The organism is Microbacterium sp. UCD-TDU, assembly GCF_000340625.1.
Lineage (GTDB): Bacteria > Actinomycetota > Actinomycetes > Actinomycetales > Microbacteriaceae > Microbacterium > Microbacterium maritypicum.
Genome location: NZ_KB454447.1, coordinates 844,874 through 861,426, shown reverse-complemented (window position 1 = coordinate 861,426; position 16,553 = coordinate 844,874). Strand labels below are relative to the sequence as shown.

The window sequence follows — 16,553 nt, the reverse complement described above, 5'->3', positions numbered from 1 at the left end:
GTCATGGACATCGAACTGAGTCTGCTGCGTGGGATCGAGAAGGAGAAGGCGATCCCCTTCGAAGAACTCGTCTCCATCATCGAGCAGGCGATCCTGACCGCGTACTCCAAGCACGTCTCCGCCGACGGCGTCACGCCCGAGGGCGTTCGCGTCGACCTCGACCGCAAGACCGGCCACGTCGCCGTGCTGCAGGTCGTCAAGGACGAAGAGGGCGCGATCATCGGCGAAGAGGACGCCACGCCGGACGATTTCGGGCGTATCGCGGCCTTCGCCGCCAAGCAGGTCATCAGCCAGCGTCTGCGCGACATCGCGGACGACGTCGTGCTCGGTGACTTCAAGGACAAAGAGGGCGACATCGTCGCCGGTGTGATCCAGCAGGGCCCGAACCCCCGCATGATCCACGTCGATCTCGGAGCCGTCGAGGCGATCCTGCCCCCCGAGGAGCAGGTGCCGGGCGAGGAGTACACCCACGGTTCACGCCTGCGCGTGTACGTCACGAGCGTCGCCAAGGGACTCAAGGGCCCGCAGATCACCGTCTCCCGCACCCACCCGGGGCTCGTGCGCAAGCTGTTCGCGCTCGAGGTGCCGGAGATCGCGGCGGGACTGGTCGAGATCGTCGCGCTCGCCCGCGAGGCCGGCCACCGCACGAAGATCGCGGTCAAGGCGAACGACCCGTCGATCAACGCCAAGGGTGCCTGCATCGGCGAGATGGGCCGTCGCGTGCGCGCCGTGACCGAGGAGCTCGCGGGGGAGAAGATCGACATCGTCGACTACGACGCCGATCTGCCGACCTTCGTCGCCCACGCCCTCTCGCCCGCGAAGGTCACGAGCTCCTTCGTGCTCGATGCAGGCACCAAGGCCGTCCGCGCCCTGGTGCCCGACTACCAGCTGTCGCTGGCGATCGGCAAGGAGGGTCAGAACGCGCGTCTGGCCGCCAAGCTCACCGGTGCGAAGATCGACATCCAGCCGGACAGCGTGCTCGACTGATCCCCTTCGGCCTTCCGCCGCGCCCGGGAACGGGCGAGGCAAGGGTGAAACGCAGGTGTAAGATGGAACCCGTACGAACGTGCGTCGGTTGTCGCACGCGTGCTCCCCGCTCCGCCCTTCTTCGGGTGGTGGCCCAGAACGACACCCTCATCCCCGATGAGAGTGCTGTCCTGCCGGGGCGCGGCGCGTGGGTGCATCCGACACCCGATTGCATCCAGGCCGCTCTGCGGCGACGAGCTTTCGGACGAGCACTGCGTGTGACCACTCAGCTGGACACACGGACCTTCGAACAGCACCCACCAAGAAACAAAGGCTGAACAGCTATGGAAACAAAGTGAACGGCTCGAAATGAGACCCGTCCGCGACTAGTGGTCTGCCCTGTCTGGGTGGACCGACTCAGACAGGAGAATTGTGGCTGGTAAACCACGCGTACATGAGATCGCCGCCGAACTCGGCGTCGACAGCAAGATCGCACTTGCAAAGCTCAAGGAACTCGGCGAGTTCGTGAAGAGCCCGTCTTCGACCATCGAACCGCCGGTGGCGCGCAAGCTGCGCGCGGCGATCGAGGCCGACAGCTCGCTCAAGGGCGCAGCCCCCGCCGCTCCTGCGGCGAAGCCTGCCGCGGCGTCTGCAGCGAAGCCCGGTACGGGCTCCGCTGCCAAGCCGGCGCCGACCCCGGGCCCGAAGCCCGGTCCCAAGCCTGCGCCGGAGGCTCCTACCCCCGCGGCACCGGCCCCTGCCGCGCCCGCTCCTGCCCCCGCGGCAGAGGCGCCTGCACCGGCAGCTCCGGAGGCATCCGCGCCCGCTGAAGGCGGCGCACCCACCCCCGGCGCTCCGCGTCCGGGCAACAACCCCTTCTCCTCCGCGCAGGGCATGGGCCAGCGTCCGGCCGGTCCCCGTCCGGGCAACAACCCCTTCGCGTCCGCGCAGGGCATGGGCCAGCGTCCGACGCCTGGCAACATCCCGCGTCCGCAGGCCCCGCGTCCCGGCGCACCCCGTCCGGGTGCACCGCGTCCCGGCTCGCCTCGTCCCGGTGCTCCTCGTGGTGGCCAGGGCGGTCGTCCCGGTGCTCCGTTCCAGCAGCGTCCCGGCGGCCCCGGTCGCCCCGGCGGTGCCGGTGGACCCGGCGGTGCCGGTGGTCCCGGAGCACGTCCCGGTGGCGGCGGCGGCTTCGCCGGTCGTCCCGGCGGCGGCGGCGGTCGTGGCCGCGGCCCCGGCGGTGGTACCGCAGGTGCCTTCGGTAAGGGCGGCGGCAAGAGCAAGCAGCGCAAGTCGCGGCGGGCGAAGCGGCAAGAGTTCGAGATGCGGAGTGCTCCGGTCGTCGGTGGCGTCAACGTCACCCGCGGTAACGGAGAGATCATCCGCATGCGCCGCGGCGCATCGATCGCGGACTTCGCCGACAAGATCGAGACGCTGACCGGCTACACGGTGCAGCCCGGAACCCTCGTGACGATCCTCTTCAACCTCGGCGAGATGGCCACGGCCACCGAGTCGCTGGACGAGGCGACGTTCGAGGTCCTCGGTGCCGAGCTCGGCTACAAGATCCAGATGGTCTCGCCCGAGGACGAGGACAAGGAGCTCCTCGAGGGCTTCGGTCTCGACCTCGAGGCCGAGCTGGAAGCCGAGAGCGAAGACGACCTCGAGATCCGTCCCCCGGTCGTCACCGTCATGGGTCACGTCGACCACGGTAAGACGCGACTGCTCGACGCGATCCGTCAGACCAACGTCATCGAGGGTGAAGCCGGCGGCATCACCCAGCACATCGGTGCCTACCAGGTCTGGACCGAGCACGAGGGCATCGAGCGCGCCATCACGTTCATCGACACCCCGGGTCACGAGGCGTTCACCGCCATGCGTGCCCGTGGTGCGCAGGTCACCGACCTCGCGATCCTCGTGGTCGCAGCCGACGACGGCATCATGCCGCAGACGGTCGAGGCGCTGAACCACGCGCAGGCGGCGAACGTGCCGATCGTGGTCGCGGTGAACAAGGTCGACAAGCCCGACGCCAACCCCTCGAAGGTGCGTCAGCAGCTGACCGAGTACGGCCTGGTCGCCGAGGAGTTCGGTGGCGACGTCATGTTCGTCGACGTGTCCGCTCGTGCCGGCACCGGTATCCAGGAACTGCTGGATGCCGTGCTGCTCACCGCAGACGCAGGTCTGGACCTGACGGCCAATCCGAACAAGGCCGCTCGCGGTGTGGCCATCGAGGCCAAGCTCGACAAGGGTCGCGGTTCGGTCGCCACGGTGCTCATCCAGTCCGGAACGCTCCGGGTCGGCGACGCGATCGTCGCAGGTACGGCTTACGGCCGTGTGCGTGCCATGGCGGACGAGAACGGCGAGCAGGTCCTCGAGGCCTACCCGTCGCGTCCGGTGCAGGTGCAGGGTCTGAACTCCGTGCCGCGCGCTGGCGACGTCTTCATCGTCACCGAGGAAGACCGCATGGCTCGCCAGATCGCTGAGAAGCGTGAAGCGGTCGAGCGCAACGCCCAGCTGGCCAAGGCCCGCAAGCGCATCTCGCTCGAGGACTTCACCCGTGCTCTCGAAGAGGGCAAGGTCGAGTCGCTCAACCTCATCATCAAGGGTGACGTCTCCGGTGCCGTCGAGGCGCTCGAGGAGTCGCTGCTCAAGATCGAGGTCGACGACTCGGTGCAGCTGCGCATCATCCACCGCGGTGTCGGTGCGATCACCGAGTCCGACGTGAACTTGGCGACGATCGACAACGCGATCATCGTGGGCTTCAACGTGCGCCCCGACACGAAGGCACGCGAGCGTGCCGCCCGTGAAGGCGTGGACATCCGCTTCTACTCCGTCATCTACAACGCGATCGACGAGATCGAGAGCTCGCTCAAGGGCATGCTCAAGCCGGAGTACGAAGAGGTCCAGTCGGGCGTGGCCGAGATCCGCGAGGTGTTCCGCTCCTCGAAGTTCGGCAACATCGCCGGTGTCATCGTGCGATCGGGAACGATCACGCGCAACGCCAAGGCCCGCGTCATCCGCGACGGCGTCGTGCTGGCCGATGGCCTCGCCATCGAGTCGCTGCGTCGCTTCAAGGACGATGTCACCGAGGTCCGCACGGACTACGAGGCCGGTATCGGACTCGGAAAGTACAACGACATCCAGATCGGTGATGAGATCGAGACGACCGAGCTCGTCGAGAAGCCTCGCGGCTGATCAATTCGACACACCTTCGGGCGTCTCCCTCTCCTGCTCCTTCCGGAGCACGGAGACGGGGGACGCCCTGAGGGTTCCTGGACAGGGAGAGAACAATGGCAGGCGAAAGACAGGCCCGTCTCGCGGATCGAATCCGCGTGATCCTCGCCGAACGGCTGGAGAAGGGGTTGCGCGATCCGCGCCTCGGCTTCGTCACCATCACCGACGTCCGCGTGAGCGGCGACCTCCAGCACGCATCGGTGTTCTACACTGTGCTGGGCACGGAGGAGGAGCGCATCTCCAGCGGTGCGGCGCTCACCTCGGCGACCGGAATGCTGCGCAGCGAGGTCGGACGGCAACTGAGCACCAGGCTCGTGCCGACCCTCGAGTTCATTCCTGACGCGCTTCCGGAGAACGCCGACCACATCGGCGCGCTGCTGCGTGAAGCGCAACAGCGTGATGCCGACGTCGCCAAGCTCGCGTCCTCGGCTTCTCACGCCGGCGACGCCGACCCATACCGTACCGACGACGACGCGGAGTGAGCGCCGTTTGATACGCTCGGCTTCGCGGGACGGCATCCCGCGAAGCTGAGGGGGATCGGCATCGAGGGTACGAACGCGTCTGGGGGGCCGTTCATCGCGCCCGCTGCCGTCGGGCTCCTCCTGGAGGAGCTGCTCGCGCAGGATCTCGGCTGCGCGCCCCACGTGCTCGCTCGCCTCGCCGATGATCTGGACGCGGACACGGCGACCATCCGTGAGGTCGTCCAGCGATTGACCCCGGATCAACGACACGGTCTGCGCCCGGTGCCGACGCCCCTGCCGCTGGTACCTGCGATCGCGCACAGGTTCGAGGACGTGGCGTTCGATGGACGCGATCGCGAGCTGCTTCTCGCACTCGCGGTGTGCCTGGACGATGCTCTCGATCCGATTCTCGAGTTCGACGGGCGCTCGGCCGCCGAGGTCACCTCCGCCGGCGTCGGAGCCCACCTCGCCGTGCACGCCGGTCGGGTGCGCTTCATCGACGCCCGACTGGCGATCTGGCTGCGGGCGACGACGAGTGCTGCAGAGACAGCGGCGGTTCACGGGCGACTGAGCGCGGTCTTCCACCGTCGCGGCGAACGAGTGAGCGCGGACTGGCATCGGGCGCGGGCGTCGCTCGAGGCAGAGCCGACCACCGCGCCGGAACTCACCCTCATCGCCAGGGAGCTCAGCGAGGCGGGATACCCGGATCGGGCGTTGCTGCTCGCCAGGGAGGCCTGGGAGCATGCGGTGGGCGAAGACCAGGACGAGGCGCGCCTCGTCGCCGGCGCGTCGGCGGTGGGCGCCGGGTTCGCAGGGGAGGCGGCCGCGTGGCTGGGGGCCCTGTACCCGCACGGCACCGAGCGATACCGGTTGGCAGGTCTCGGGGCGCTGATCGTCGCCCAGACCGTCCTGCAGGGTGCTGTTCCGGAGGTCGATCCGATGTCGCTGCGGCCGCAGACATCTGACGAGGGCGACTGGCGCCACTGGACCAGGGCGGCCGCCCTCGCCGCGATACTCTGCGCCGAACGCGGCGACCGGCGCGGTATGCGAACGTGGCTCGACGCGCTCCGCGACGGCGCATCCAGGATCGGTGCCGAGCATGAGCTGAGGGATCCTGTGGTGGCGCTGAGCTGGCTCCTCGTGGGGGACCGTGACATCGAAGAAGTCGCGGGATCCGGCCCGGTGAGCGGCGGGATGCTGCGCACGCTGCGCGCCGCCGTGGAGGGGGACATCGATCTGGCCCTGCGCCTCATCGCGACCGACGAATCGGCGTTGTCCGGCGAGCCGGACCCGTTCGTGCCGGGATACGAGCACAGCCCGGTCGTCCAGGCGTATCGCGCCGTCGTCGAGGTCCTGCTGCTCGTGTGGCGGGGCGACATCGGTGTCGCGCGGGACCGGCTGATACAGGCGGCGCTCTGCCTTCCGATCGCGATGCCGTTCGCCGGATTGGGAGTGGTGCTCGCCAGACGCCTCGATCTGGCGGTGCTCGGCGAGCTGGGACCGTTCGCCCGCTCACTCACCGTCGCCCTGCCCGGGGGAGCGAAGATCGACCTCCTGGTGGACCGCGGCATCCAGTCATTCCTCGCCGGCTCGTTCGACGATGCCGCCACCACGGTTCGGCTGTGGTCCGATCTCGGCGGGCCGCAGACCACGATGGCGGTACCGGGATTGGACGAGCTGGCCGTCATCGCCGCCGGTCGCGGCACGACGGAGGCGTCCATCGAGCCTCCGGAGATCGCGCTCGCCCAGCGCCTGCGGGTCCGTGTCGCGACGGCAGGCGACGGACGGTGGCGTGCCGAGAGCGATGAGGTCCGCGACATCGCACGCACGTTGAGCTCGCCGTTCGCCAGGGCGCGAGTGGAGACGATGCTCGGAACACAGCATGCGATTCGCGACGATCACTCCTCGGCGAGGATCCACCTCCAGTACGCGGAACGGCTGTTCGAGCTCTCGGGTGCGACGGCATGGGCACGAGCGGTGCGCGGCAGACTGGATCGGCTCGATGCGAGAGAGGGGAGCGTCGTCTCCTCGGTCGGTGCTCTCTCCGCGTGCCGCGCGGCCTGGTCGCCTCACCTCACGACGCGCGAGCTGGAGGTGGCCATGCGCGCGGTCGGCGGTGCGGCGAACCGCGAGATCAGCGAAGCCTTGAACGTCTCCGTCCGCACCGTCGAAGTCCACCTCGGCCGGGTCTTCACCAAGCTCGGCGTGCGGAGCCGGGTCGAGCTGACGGTGCTCGCCCACCGCACAGAGCAGCACCTCTGAGCCGTCGCGCCTGAGCCGGTCGTCGTCACCGCGGCAAGAACAGAGACGCCCCATCTGCTTCGGCGAGTCCGTCGGCGATGAGCGAGTCGATCGCCCGATCACGCTGCCCGGGATCGGGCCAGTCCGGCAGGACGGCGTCGAGCGGGACGGCGTCGGGGTCGATGCTCCGCAGCAGCTTCAGCACCGCACCGCGGGCCTGTCGGTCAGACCCCTCGTATGCGGCCTGGCGTCGGCGCTCATCACCCGTGTCCGGTCTCCCGGCGGCCAGCCATGCGCAGCTGCCGGCGAGAGGGCACAGCTCGCATCGCGGCGCCCGGGACGTGCACACCGTGGCGCCGAGCTCCATCGCTGCGGCATTGAACACCGCGGCCTCTGCGACATCATCCGGCAGCAGGTCCGCCATCAGCACGAGGTCTCGCCGCGAAGGGGGTCCCGGCTGCGCCCTGCCCTCGACGGCGCGGGCGAGCACCCGTCGGGTGTTCGTGTCGACCACGGGATGCCGGTCGCCGTAGGCGAACACCGCGACGGCGCGAGCGGTGTAGTCGCCGATGCCGGAAAGGGCCAGCAGGGCGTCCACCTCCCGCGGAACGATCCCCCCGTGTCGCTCGGTGATCTCGACCGCGGCACGGTGCAACCACAGCGCGCGCCGGGGATATCCCAGGTTCGCCCACTGCTGCACGACGTCGGCTGTCGATGCGGTGGCCATCTCGGAGGGCGTCGGCCAGCGCTCCAACCACGCCTCGAGGTGAGGGATGACCCTCGTGACGGGCGTCTGCTGCAACATGAACTCGCTGACCAGGACGCCCCAGGCGCCGAACTCGTCGTGAAAGGAGGGTCGACGCCACGGCAGGTCGCGAGCGGTCGCTCGATACCACGTCGGCAGAGGCGACATCAGCTCGAGAGAGGCCGGTGGGAGAGGCACCCGTCCAGCCTATGCGAGCGGATCGACGGCCAGGAGAGGGGAGCCACCGGGCATCCGCACGCGCAGATCCCGCTCGCGCGCTCGGTAGGCTGGGGGGATGGTCTCGCCCGGCATCCTTCTCGTCGACAAGCCCACAGGGCTGACCAGTCATGACGTCGTCGCCCGCACGCGACGCGCGTTCGGCACCCGCAAGGTGGGGCACGCCGGAACACTCGACCCGATGGCGACCGGACTGCTGGTGATCGGCATCGAGGGCGCGACCAGGCTCCTGACCTACATCGTCGGTGCGGACAAGACCTACCTGGCGACGATCCGTCTCGGCCAGACGACGGGCACGGACGATGCGGAAGGGGAGATCCTCACCACGGCCGCGCCCGAAGCGTGGGACGCGGTGACCGATGAGGCGGTGTCGACCGGCATCACGCAGCTCACGGGTGAGATCTCGCAGGTTCCCAGTGCCGTGTCGGCGATCAAGGTGGATGGTCGTCGCGCTTATGAGCGCGTCCGCGCCGGCGAAGAGGTCGTGCTCGCCGCACGCGACGTCGTCGTGTCGCGCTTCGACCTGCTCGCCACCAGGCGGGGCGAAGCGCATCTCGACCTCGACGTCGTCGTCGACTGCTCGTCCGGAACGTACATCCGCTCCCTCGCGCGTGATCTCGGGGCCTCCCTCGGTGTCGGTGGTCACCTCACCGCGCTGCGCCGCACGCGGGTCGGCCCGTTCGATGTGTCCGATGCCGTGGACCTCGACGCGCTGGAGGGCGCCGCGACCCTGGCTCCGGGAGAGGCGGCCGCCCGTATCCTCCCCGTGCTGGAGATGTCCGCCGACGAGGCTCGAGACCTGCGTCACGGCAAGCGGCTGAGCGGCCAGGCCGCGCGCCTCGAAGAGGCGATCGGTGCAGCGATCGACCCGGAGGGGCTCCTGATCGGCATCGTCGAGAAGCGCGGTGCCGACCTCAAGAGCGCCATGAACATGCCGGAGGGCGACCGATGATCCTGTGGCTCACGATCGCGCAGATCGTCATCGCCGTCGCTGCCGGCATCTTCTGTCTCGTCGCGGGTCTGATCGGCAGACGGCCGAGCGACTTCAGTGTCGGCGCCCTCGCCCTCGTCGAGGTGCTGCTCATCGTGCAGGTGATCGTCGCCATCGTCGCGCCGCTGACCGGGAACCCTCCGACCGGAGACCTGCTCGAGTACTGGGTCTACCTGGTCTCCGCGGTGCTCCTGCCCGTCGGCGCGGTGCTGTGGGCGCTCATGGAGCGCAGCCGCTGGAGCACGGTGATCCTCGGGGTGGCGGCGCTCGCGATCGCGGTGATGCTGTGGCGTATGCAGGTCATCTGGTCCGTCCAGATCGCGTGACGCGGCGGGTCGGAGCGCAGACCCGACCTCTCCTGCGGCTCTAGGATGGAATGCGCTATGAGCTCCACCGCCCCCTCCTCTCGGATGACCGGTATCGGTCGCGTCCTCGTGATCGTCTATGCCGTGATGGCACTGGCCGCGACCGGACGCAGCTTCGTGCAGATCGTCCGTCGCTTCGACGAGGCGCCGCTGGCGTACACGCTCTCCGCACTCGCCGCCGTCGTGTACATCCTCGCCACACTCGCCCTCGTCCTGGCCCGCCGCCGCGGCTGGTACTCGGTCGCGTGGGTCGCGATCGTCTTCGAACTCACCGGCGTCCTCGTGGTGGGGGTGCTGAGCCTTCTGATGCCCGACCTGTTCCAGCATGAGACCGTGTGGTCGCTGTTCGGGCGGGGCTACCTGTTCATTCCGCTGGTCCTGCCCCTCTTCGGCATCTGGTGGCTGCGCACGCACCGCCCGGCCGACGTCGTGCGTCCGGTCGAGGTCGGCGCGTGATCGTCTTCCGCAGCCCGCACGAGGTGCCCGACGACTTCGGACCGAGCGCGGTCGCGATCGGCAAGTTCGACGGCGTCCATGCCGGCCACCGAGCCGTGATCGAGCGCCTCGAGGCAGCGGCCGCAGCGACGGGCAGCCGGTCGGTGGCCGTCACGTTCGACCGCAACCCGCTGGCCGTGATCCGTCCCGACCGCTGCCCGGAGAACGTCGTCACGGTCGAGCGCAAGCTCGACCTCCTGGGCGAGCTCGGGCTCGACGCCACTCTGGTGCTCACGTTCGACGAGGAACTCGCCGCCCGCAGCGCTGAGGATTTCGTCGTCGACATCCTCGTCGGAGCCCTTCGGGTCTCCACGGTCCTCGTCGGACAGGACTTCCGGTTCGGCGCTCGGGGAGCCGGAACCCCCGAGCTTCTGCGCGAGCTCGGTCCTCGCCACGGTTTCACGGTCGAGGTCGTCGACGACGTGTACCTCCCGGGCTCCACGCGACGCGTGTCGTCGAGCTGGATCCGCGAGCTGCTGATGGAGGGCGACGTCGCTGCGGCGACGACCGTGCTCGGACGCCATCCCGATGTACGCGGAGTCGTCGTGCACGGGCTCAAGCGCGGGCGGGAACTCGGGTTCCCCACGGCGAACCTCTCGACCATCGTCGATGCGTTCGTGCCGGCGGACGGCGTGTACGCGGGATGGCTCGTCGACCACGACACCGGGATCCGGCATCCGTCGGCGATCTCCGTCGGGACCAATCCCACCTTCGACGACGTCCTCGTGCGACAGGTCGAGGCTCACGTGCTGGGAGAGACGGGCCTCGACCTCTACGGGCACGACGTCACGGTGGAGTTCGTCGAGCGGCTGCGGGGCATGGTGGCCTTCGAGGGCATCGACAAGCTGATGGTGCAGATGGGTGCCGATGTCACGGATGCGGCGCGGGCTCTCGGGCTCCCGTCCTAGCCGAGAGCGGATCCCCGGTTCGCCCATGCGGGATGGACGGCTCGGCGTGGGCGATCTCCTCTGAGCGAGCGCGATGGCATAGAATGGACATCGGCTCCCGCCGAACTTCGCGACTCTCGCGTTCCCCGGTGGGAAGAAGATCCACTGTTCGTACGGTCCTGGCTCACGCCACACGCGGACAACGAGAACGGCTCATGGTTTCCTGGGGAAGCCGGAGCCTTCACGCTCAGGAGGAGCATGCCGACTACGGCAACCGCCGCCACGCGGCGCAAGAAGACGTCCCGTCGCGACGATGAGGCACCCCTCATCCCGATCCTCGCGCGCAAGGTGCGCGAGATCGAGGCGAAGTCGCAGCGAGGGAAGCTCGGTCCCACGAATCGAGTGAAGTTCCAGGTGATCGCCTTCCTGGTGCGCGAAGAGCGCGCCAGGGTGAAGGCGGATGCCGAGATCAGCGATCCCACACGCGCCGAGCTGCTGAAGCGGCTCGACGGCGTGGCCACGATCCTCGCGAAGACGGCCGCCCGCGACACCTCGCTGATCCAGCTCCTGGAAGCCGACCAGGCGACATCGCCGGTGGCCAAGCGCATGCGCCGGGACTGGCTGCTCGAATCCGGAGCCGAACTCGCCCCGGAAGAGCTCATCATCGCCGACGCCGCACCGGTGCAGATCTCCGCGATCCCCGCGGCGATCGCGGAGCGCCAGGTCACGCCGCCGTCCGTCGAGGCGCGGCAGCTGGCCAACCCCTTCCTCGCGCCCGACCTGACGCCGCGTTCGACGGTCACACCGCGCCGCCGTCTCGACGGCTGGGAGCTCATGGGGCCGCTGTACAAGGCTTTCGAGACGGGGGCCGGTGGGTCCGCCGCGTCGATGGATCTGCCGCCGGCGCCGGAGTTCGACCACATCTCGCCCAAGGGCCTCGAGGTCATGGTGCATCAGTCCCGGTTCCTCGAAGCCGTCAAGGCCGGACACCGCAGCTTCCTCCTCGCCGACGAGCCCGGTCTCGGCAAGACCGCGCAGTCGGTTCTCGCCGCTTCCGTCGCGGGCGCATACCCGCTGCTGGTGGTCGTGCCCAACGTCGTGAAGATGAACTGGGCGCGGGAGGTCGAGCGCTGGACGCCCCAGCGCCGAGCGACGGTGATCCAGGGCGACGGCGATGACATCGACGCGTTCGCCGACGTGTTCATCGTGAACTACGAGATCCTCGACCGGCACATGTCGTGGCTCGCCTCCATCGGTCTGCGCGGGATGGTCGTCGACGAGGCGCACTTCATCAAGAACCTCTCCTCGCAGCGGTCGCAGAACGTGCTGTCGCTGGCCGCCCAGGTGCGCGAGCGCACTCCGGGGCACGATCCTCTGATGCTCGCCCTCACCGGTACGCCGCTGATCAACGACGTCGAGGACTTCGACGCGATCTGGCGCTTCCTCGGCTGGACCACGGGTGAGAAGCCGGGTCCTGAGCTCATGGAGAAGCTCGACGCCACAGGATTCACCCCGGCAGACAAGGCGTTCTACCCCGAGGCCCGCGACGCGGTGATCTCCATGGGGATCGTCCGTCGTAAGAAGAAGGATGTCGCCGCCGATCTCCCGGACAAGCTGATCGCCGATCTGCCGGTGCAGCTCGACGACGAGTTCGGGCGCAGCATCCGTCAGGCCGAGCGCGAGCTGGGGGAGCGGCTCGCCGCTCGCTACCGCCGCATCATCGAGGCCCGCGGAGACCGTGGGCTCGCGTCGGGAGAGATCGACGAGGACATCGTGCGGCTGGTCGCCCAGAACGAGCTCGAGGAGTCCAAGGCCGCCGGCACCGGGGGAGACAACGTCTTCACCATGGTCCGTCGCATCGGTCAGGCCAAGGCGCCGCTGGCTGCCGACTACGCCGCTCAGCTGCAGCGCTCGGTCGGCAAGGTCGTGTTCTTCGCGAAGCACATCGACGTCATGGACCAGGCCGAGGCGCACTTCGCCGCGGCAGGCATCCGCTCGGTGTCGATCCGCGGCGACCAGACCTCCACGGTCCGGCAGCAGGCCATCGACGACTTCAACGGCGACCCCGAGGTCGGCATCGCCGTCTGCTCGCTCACCGCGGCAGGCGTGGGGCTCAACCTGCAGGCTGCGTCGAACGTCGTGCTCGCCGAGCTGTCGTGGACGGCCGCCGAGCAGACGCAGGCGATCGACCGTGTGCACCGCATCGGCCAGGGCGAGCCGGTCACCGCGTGGCGGATCATCGCCGCGCACACGATCGACACGAAGATCGCGGAGCTGATCGACCAGAAGCAGGGGCTCGCGGCGCGCGCTCTCGATGGTGAAGCCATCGAGGAATCGGCCGCAGAGCCGGTGCAGCTGGCGGCACTCATGCACCTGCTGCGACAGGCGCTGGGCGGAGCGTAGGCGTCAAGAACCACCGTTCTTAACGTCGGATCCGGTGGGAGAACTCCCGAGATCGGGAAGTTCGACGATATCGGTGAATCAGGTCGTCAAGATCGACGCTTTTCGCCGCTCCCGAATGGCGCCCGAGCGTGCCGGGGCGCTAGTGTCGATCGAAGGCAGCGTCGCCTGTTCCCCCCATCTCCCGAACGTCTGAAGGCACCAGCATGAAGATCGGCATCCTGACGAGCGGCGGCGACTGCCCCGGCCTCAACGCGGTCATCCGCGGCATCGTGCTCAAGGGCACGACCTCATACGACCTCGAGTTCGTCGGCATCCGCGACGGATGGCGGGGCCTGGTCGACGGTGACTTCATGCCGCTGACCCGGCACGAGGTGAAGGGGCTGTCGAAGGTCGGCGGCACGATCCTCGGCACCAGCCGCACGAACCCGTACGAGGGCGAGCGTGGGGGAGCCGACAACATCGCCAAGACCCTCTACGGGCACAAGATCGACGGCATCATCGCGATCGGTGGTGAGGGCACGCTCGCCGCAGCAGACCGTCTCGCCAAGGACGGCATCAAGGTCATCGGGGTCCCCAAGACGATCGACAACGACCTGCAGGCGACCGACTACTCGTTCGGCTTCGACACCGCGGTGAACATCGCCACGGATGCGATGGATCGACTGCGTACCACCGGCGACTCGCACCAGCGCTGCATGGTCGCAGAGGTCATGGGCCGTCACGTCGGCTGGATCGCACTGCACGCCGGAATGGCTGCCGGAGCTCACGTCGTCTGCATCCCCGAGGTGCCGATGTCGATCGACGAGATCACGGAACTGGTGACCAGCGCGCATGATCGCGGTCGCGCGCCACTGGTGGTCGTCTCCGAGGGGTTCAAGCTCCTCGGAATGGACGAGGCCTACAGCGACAAGGGCCTCGACGCCTTCAACCGCCCCCGCCTCGGCGGCATCGGCGACCTGCTCGCCCCCGAGATCGAGCGCATCACCGGCATCGAGACGCGGGCGACGATCCTCGGTCACATCCAGCGCGGCGGATCGCCCTCGGCGTTCGACCGCGTGCTGGCGACACGACTCGGTCTGCACGCCGCCGACGCGATCGTCGACGGCGCCTGGGGCCAGATGGTCGCCATGCAGGGCACGGATATCGTCCGGGTGCCGTTCGCCGACGCACTGGGCGAACTGAACACGGTCCCTCGGTACCGCTACGACGAGGCGGCGGCGCTCTTCGGCTGAGCCGTGTGAGGCTGAGTCCGCCCTTCGCAGGACGAGCTCAGCCTCAGCGATTCACTCCTCGGCGAGGCCGAGAGTGTCCAGCAGCCAGGCGAGTTCGAACGCCCGCTCCTTCCAGGAGTTGTAGCGTCCGCTCACCCCACCGTGTCCTGCGACCATCTCGCACTTGAGGAGCACGTCCTTCGCCCCGGCCTCGCGCAGGCGTGCGACCCACTTCGCGGGCTCCACATAGAGCACACGCGTGTCGTTCAGGGACGTCACGGCGAGGATCCGCGGGTAGTCCACGCCGTCGCGGACGTTCTCGTAGGGGCTGTACGACTTCATGTAGGCGTAGACGTCCGGGTCATGGAGCGGGTCGCCCCACTCGTCCCATTCGATGACGGTCAGCGGCAACGACGGATCGAGGATCGTCGTCAGGGCGTCCACGAACGGCACGCCGGCGAGGATGCCGGCGAAGAGCTGGGGCGCGAAGTTCGTCACCGCGCCCATCAGCAGGCCGCCGGCGCTGCCGCCCTCGGCCACCATCCGACTCGGCGTGGTCACGCCCGACTCGGCCAGGTGCTCGCCGCAGGAGACGAAGTCCGTGAACGTGTTGCGCTTGTTCAGGAGCTTGCCGTCCTCGTACCACTGCCGGCCCATCTCTCCGCCTCCGCGCACGTGCGCGACCGCGAAGATCACACCCCTGTCGAGTTCGGAAAGGCGTGCCACGGAGAAGCCGGGATCGATCGAGTGCTCGTACGATCCGTAGCCGTACAGGTGCACCGGACGCGGCTCGACGCCTGGCTCGCCGAACGAGCGCTTCCACACGAGCGAGATCGGCACGCGCACGCCGTCTGATGCGGTCGCCCACTCGCGTCGCTGGCCGTAGTCGGCGGGGTCGTAGCCCCCCAGCACCGGCACCTGCTTGCGCAGCACCAGCTCACGGGTCGCGAGGTCGAGGTCGTACACGGTCCCCGGCGTCACGAACGAGGTGTACCCCAGACGCAGGAACGGCGAGTGCCACTCGGGATTCCCGCTCACGCCGGCCGAATAGAGCGGTTCGTCGAACATCAGCTCGTCGACCGCATCCGTGGCGTAGTCGAGCAGACCGACGCGCTCGAGTCCCTCGCTGCGGTACTCCACGGTGGCGAAGTCGCGGAACGCATCGACACCGAGGAGTCGTCTGCCCTGCTCATGCGCGAGCACCACGTGTCGCTCGCCCTGCGGCTCGGACGCTGACACCGAGACGAGCTCGAAGTCGAGCGCTCCGTCGTTGTGCAGCACGAGCAGACGATCCTCGCCGTCGATGATCGCATGCTCGACCGAGTACTCCACGCCTTCGCGACGCGGCCACACGAGCTGCGGCTCCGCGGTCAGCTCGCCCGTCAGATCGACGAGGTACTCCTCGCTCGTGATGCTCGAACCGACCGCGATGACCAGATACCGGCGGCTACGGGTGATCCCGGCACCGAGCCAGAACTTCTCATCCGGCTCGTGGAAGAGCTTCACGTCGTCGGTGACGGGCGTGCCGAGGCGGTGCAGCCACAGAGTGTCGGGCCTCCACGCCTCGTCGCGGGTCGTGTAGATCACACCCCGACCGTCCGGCGTGAAGAAGGCGCCGCCCGTGTTCGGGATCTCGTCGTCGAGCGTGGTGCCGGTTGTGAGGTCGCGCACGTGCACGGTGTAGAGCTCGTCACCTTCGAAGTCGGTGGACCAGAGCAGCTTCGTGGCGTCGTCGGACGTGTCGAACGCTCCGAGCGAGAAGAACTCGTGCCCCTCCGCCTCGATGTTGCCGTCGAGGAGCACGACCTCGCCGGGAACCGGGACACCGGGTTCGAGGCGCGGAGGAGTCCAGTCGTCGGGCTCGGCCGCGGCGCGGCAATGGATGCCGTACTGCGCGCCCTCCTCGGTGCGGCTGTAGTACCACCAGTGGCCGCGGCGTGTGGGAACGGAGAGGTCCGTCTCCTGCACGCGACCCTTGATCTCTTCGAAGAGCCGCTCGCGCAGAGCGGCGAGGTGTGCCGTCTCGGCCTCCGTGTGGGCGTTCTCGGCCTCGAGGTGGGAGACGACCTCCGCCGACTCCTTGGCGCGGAGCCATTCGTACGGATCGTCGAAGGTGTCACCGTGGTGGGTGCGGAGCGAGGAGCGGCGGTCGGCAGCAGGAGCGTCAGTCACCGTCTCACGCTATCCCAGGTCGAGTTGACCGGCACGGGGGAGGGTGGGAGGATTTACCGGGGCCGGTTAACGGAAGTCAAACCCACGGTGAACTCTTCGTTCATCACGTCGATCACGTCGACATCTCCTTCTTCCTCAAACGACCGAA

The 16,553-nt window shown here is 68.6% G+C and carries 13 protein-coding genes; 11 read left to right on the top strand and 2 right to left on the bottom strand.

The genetic code is table 11. The features are described 5' to 3' along the window. The first annotated feature begins 3 nt into the window (after window positions 1–3). The 5 genes from nusA to D514_RS34465 all read left to right on the top strand — a co-directional run bounded on the left by nusA (window position 4) and on the right by D514_RS34465 (window position 6,920). Window positions 4–987 carry a transcription termination factor NusA gene (gene nusA / locus D514_RS34480; protein ID WP_017830959.1) on the top strand — a complete coding sequence of 328 codons (984 nt, stop codon included), beginning with the start codon at window positions 4–6 and terminating at the stop codon, window positions 985–987. 62 nt (window positions 988–1,049) lie between these two features. After that, window positions 1,050–1,304 carry a YlxR family protein gene (locus D514_RS38540; RefSeq protein WP_081603931.1) on the top strand — a complete coding sequence of 85 codons (255 nt, stop codon included), beginning with the start codon at window positions 1,050–1,052 and terminating at the stop codon, window positions 1,302–1,304. 94 nt (window positions 1,305–1,398) lie between these two features. After that, window positions 1,399–4,158 (top strand): translation initiation factor IF-2, encoded by a 2,760-nt coding sequence (infB, locus tag D514_RS34475; protein WP_017830958.1) that lies wholly within the window; start codon window positions 1,399–1,401, stop codon window positions 4,156–4,158. 95 nt (window positions 4,159–4,253) lie between these two features. Continuing rightward, window positions 4,254–4,679, top strand: a complete 426-nt coding sequence (gene rbfA, locus D514_RS34470; RefSeq protein WP_021199404.1) for a 30S ribosome-binding factor RbfA — start codon at window positions 4,254–4,256, stop codon at window positions 4,677–4,679. A gap of 162 nt (window positions 4,680–4,841) precedes the next feature. Further along, window positions 4,842–6,920, top strand: a complete 2,079-nt coding sequence (locus D514_RS34465) for a helix-turn-helix transcriptional regulator (protein WP_017830956.1) — start codon at window positions 4,842–4,844, stop codon at window positions 6,918–6,920. A gap of 25 nt (window positions 6,921–6,945) precedes the next feature. Here D514_RS34465 and D514_RS34460 read toward each other — a convergent pair whose 3' ends face one another. Further along, window positions 6,946–7,812, bottom strand: coding sequence for an A/G-specific adenine glycosylase (locus D514_RS34460; protein WP_017830955.1), 867 nt, complete (start codon window positions 7,810–7,812; stop codon window positions 6,946–6,948). A 127-nt stretch (window positions 7,813–7,939) separates the two neighbouring features. Between D514_RS34460 and truB the strand changes: the two genes are divergently transcribed. From truB to D514_RS34430, 6 genes are all read left to right on the top strand, one after another. Continuing rightward, the gene (gene truB / locus D514_RS34455) at window positions 7,940–8,833 is read left to right on the top strand and encodes a tRNA pseudouridine(55) synthase TruB (RefSeq protein ID WP_017830954.1); all 894 of its coding nucleotides are present in this window, start codon (window positions 7,940–7,942) and stop codon (window positions 8,831–8,833) included. Continuing rightward, on the top strand, window positions 8,830–9,198 hold the full coding sequence (locus tag D514_RS34450) for a hypothetical protein (RefSeq protein ID WP_017830953.1): 369 nt from the start codon (window positions 8,830–8,832) through the stop codon (window positions 9,196–9,198). The genes truB and D514_RS34450 overlap by 4 nt, the downstream gene beginning before the upstream one ends. A 57-nt stretch (window positions 9,199–9,255) precedes the next feature. Continuing rightward, window positions 9,256–9,693, top strand: coding sequence for a hypothetical protein (locus D514_RS34445; RefSeq protein ID WP_031206268.1), 438 nt, complete (start codon window positions 9,256–9,258; stop codon window positions 9,691–9,693). Further along, a complete protein-coding gene (locus D514_RS34440) occupies window positions 9,690–10,640 on the top strand; it encodes a bifunctional riboflavin kinase/FAD synthetase (RefSeq protein WP_017830951.1) in 951 nt (316 codons plus the stop codon). Before D514_RS34445 ends, D514_RS34440 begins: the two co-directional genes overlap by 4 nt. 237 nt (window positions 10,641–10,877) lie before the next feature. Next, window positions 10,878–13,022, top strand: a complete 2,145-nt coding sequence (locus tag D514_RS34435; RefSeq protein WP_017830950.1) for a DEAD/DEAH box helicase — start codon at window positions 10,878–10,880, stop codon at window positions 13,020–13,022. A gap of 203 nt (window positions 13,023–13,225) precedes the next feature. Next, window positions 13,226–14,254 (top strand): 6-phosphofructokinase, encoded by a 1,029-nt coding sequence (locus D514_RS34430; protein WP_017830949.1) that lies wholly within the window; start codon window positions 13,226–13,228, stop codon window positions 14,252–14,254. Window positions 14,255–14,305: 51 nt separating this feature from the next. On the opposite strand, the gene D514_RS34425 is transcribed toward D514_RS34430, so the two are convergent. Then, window positions 14,306–16,405, bottom strand: coding sequence for a S9 family peptidase (locus tag D514_RS34425; RefSeq protein ID WP_017830948.1), 2,100 nt, complete (start codon window positions 16,403–16,405; stop codon window positions 14,306–14,308). Window positions 16,406–16,553: the final 148 nt, after the last annotated feature.

Excerpts from the sequence above, each read along its gene's own strand:
- nusA (WP_017830959.1), top strand. The coding sequence starts at position 4 with ATGGACATCGAACTGAGTCTGCTGCGTGGGATCGAGAAGGAGAAGGCG.
- D514_RS38540 (WP_081603931.1), top strand. The coding sequence starts at position 1,050 with ATGGAACCCGTACGAACGTGCGTCGGTTGTCGCACGCGTGCTCCCCGC.
- rbfA (WP_021199404.1), top strand. The coding sequence starts at position 4,254 with ATGGCAGGCGAAAGACAGGCCCGTCTCGCGGATCGAATCCGCGTGATC.
- D514_RS34460 (WP_017830955.1), bottom strand. The coding sequence starts at position 7,812 with ATGTCGCCTCTGCCGACGTGGTATCGAGCGACCGCTCGCGACCTGCCG.
- truB (WP_017830954.1), top strand. The coding sequence starts at position 7,940 with ATGGTCTCGCCCGGCATCCTTCTCGTCGACAAGCCCACAGGGCTGACC.
- D514_RS34450 (WP_017830953.1), top strand. The coding sequence starts at position 8,830 with ATGATCCTGTGGCTCACGATCGCGCAGATCGTCATCGCCGTCGCTGCC.
- D514_RS34445 (WP_031206268.1), top strand. The coding sequence starts at position 9,256 with ATGAGCTCCACCGCCCCCTCCTCTCGGATGACCGGTATCGGTCGCGTC.
- D514_RS34435 (WP_017830950.1), top strand. The coding sequence starts at position 10,878 with ATGCCGACTACGGCAACCGCCGCCACGCGGCGCAAGAAGACGTCCCGT.
- D514_RS34430 (WP_017830949.1), top strand. The coding sequence starts at position 13,226 with ATGAAGATCGGCATCCTGACGAGCGGCGGCGACTGCCCCGGCCTCAAC.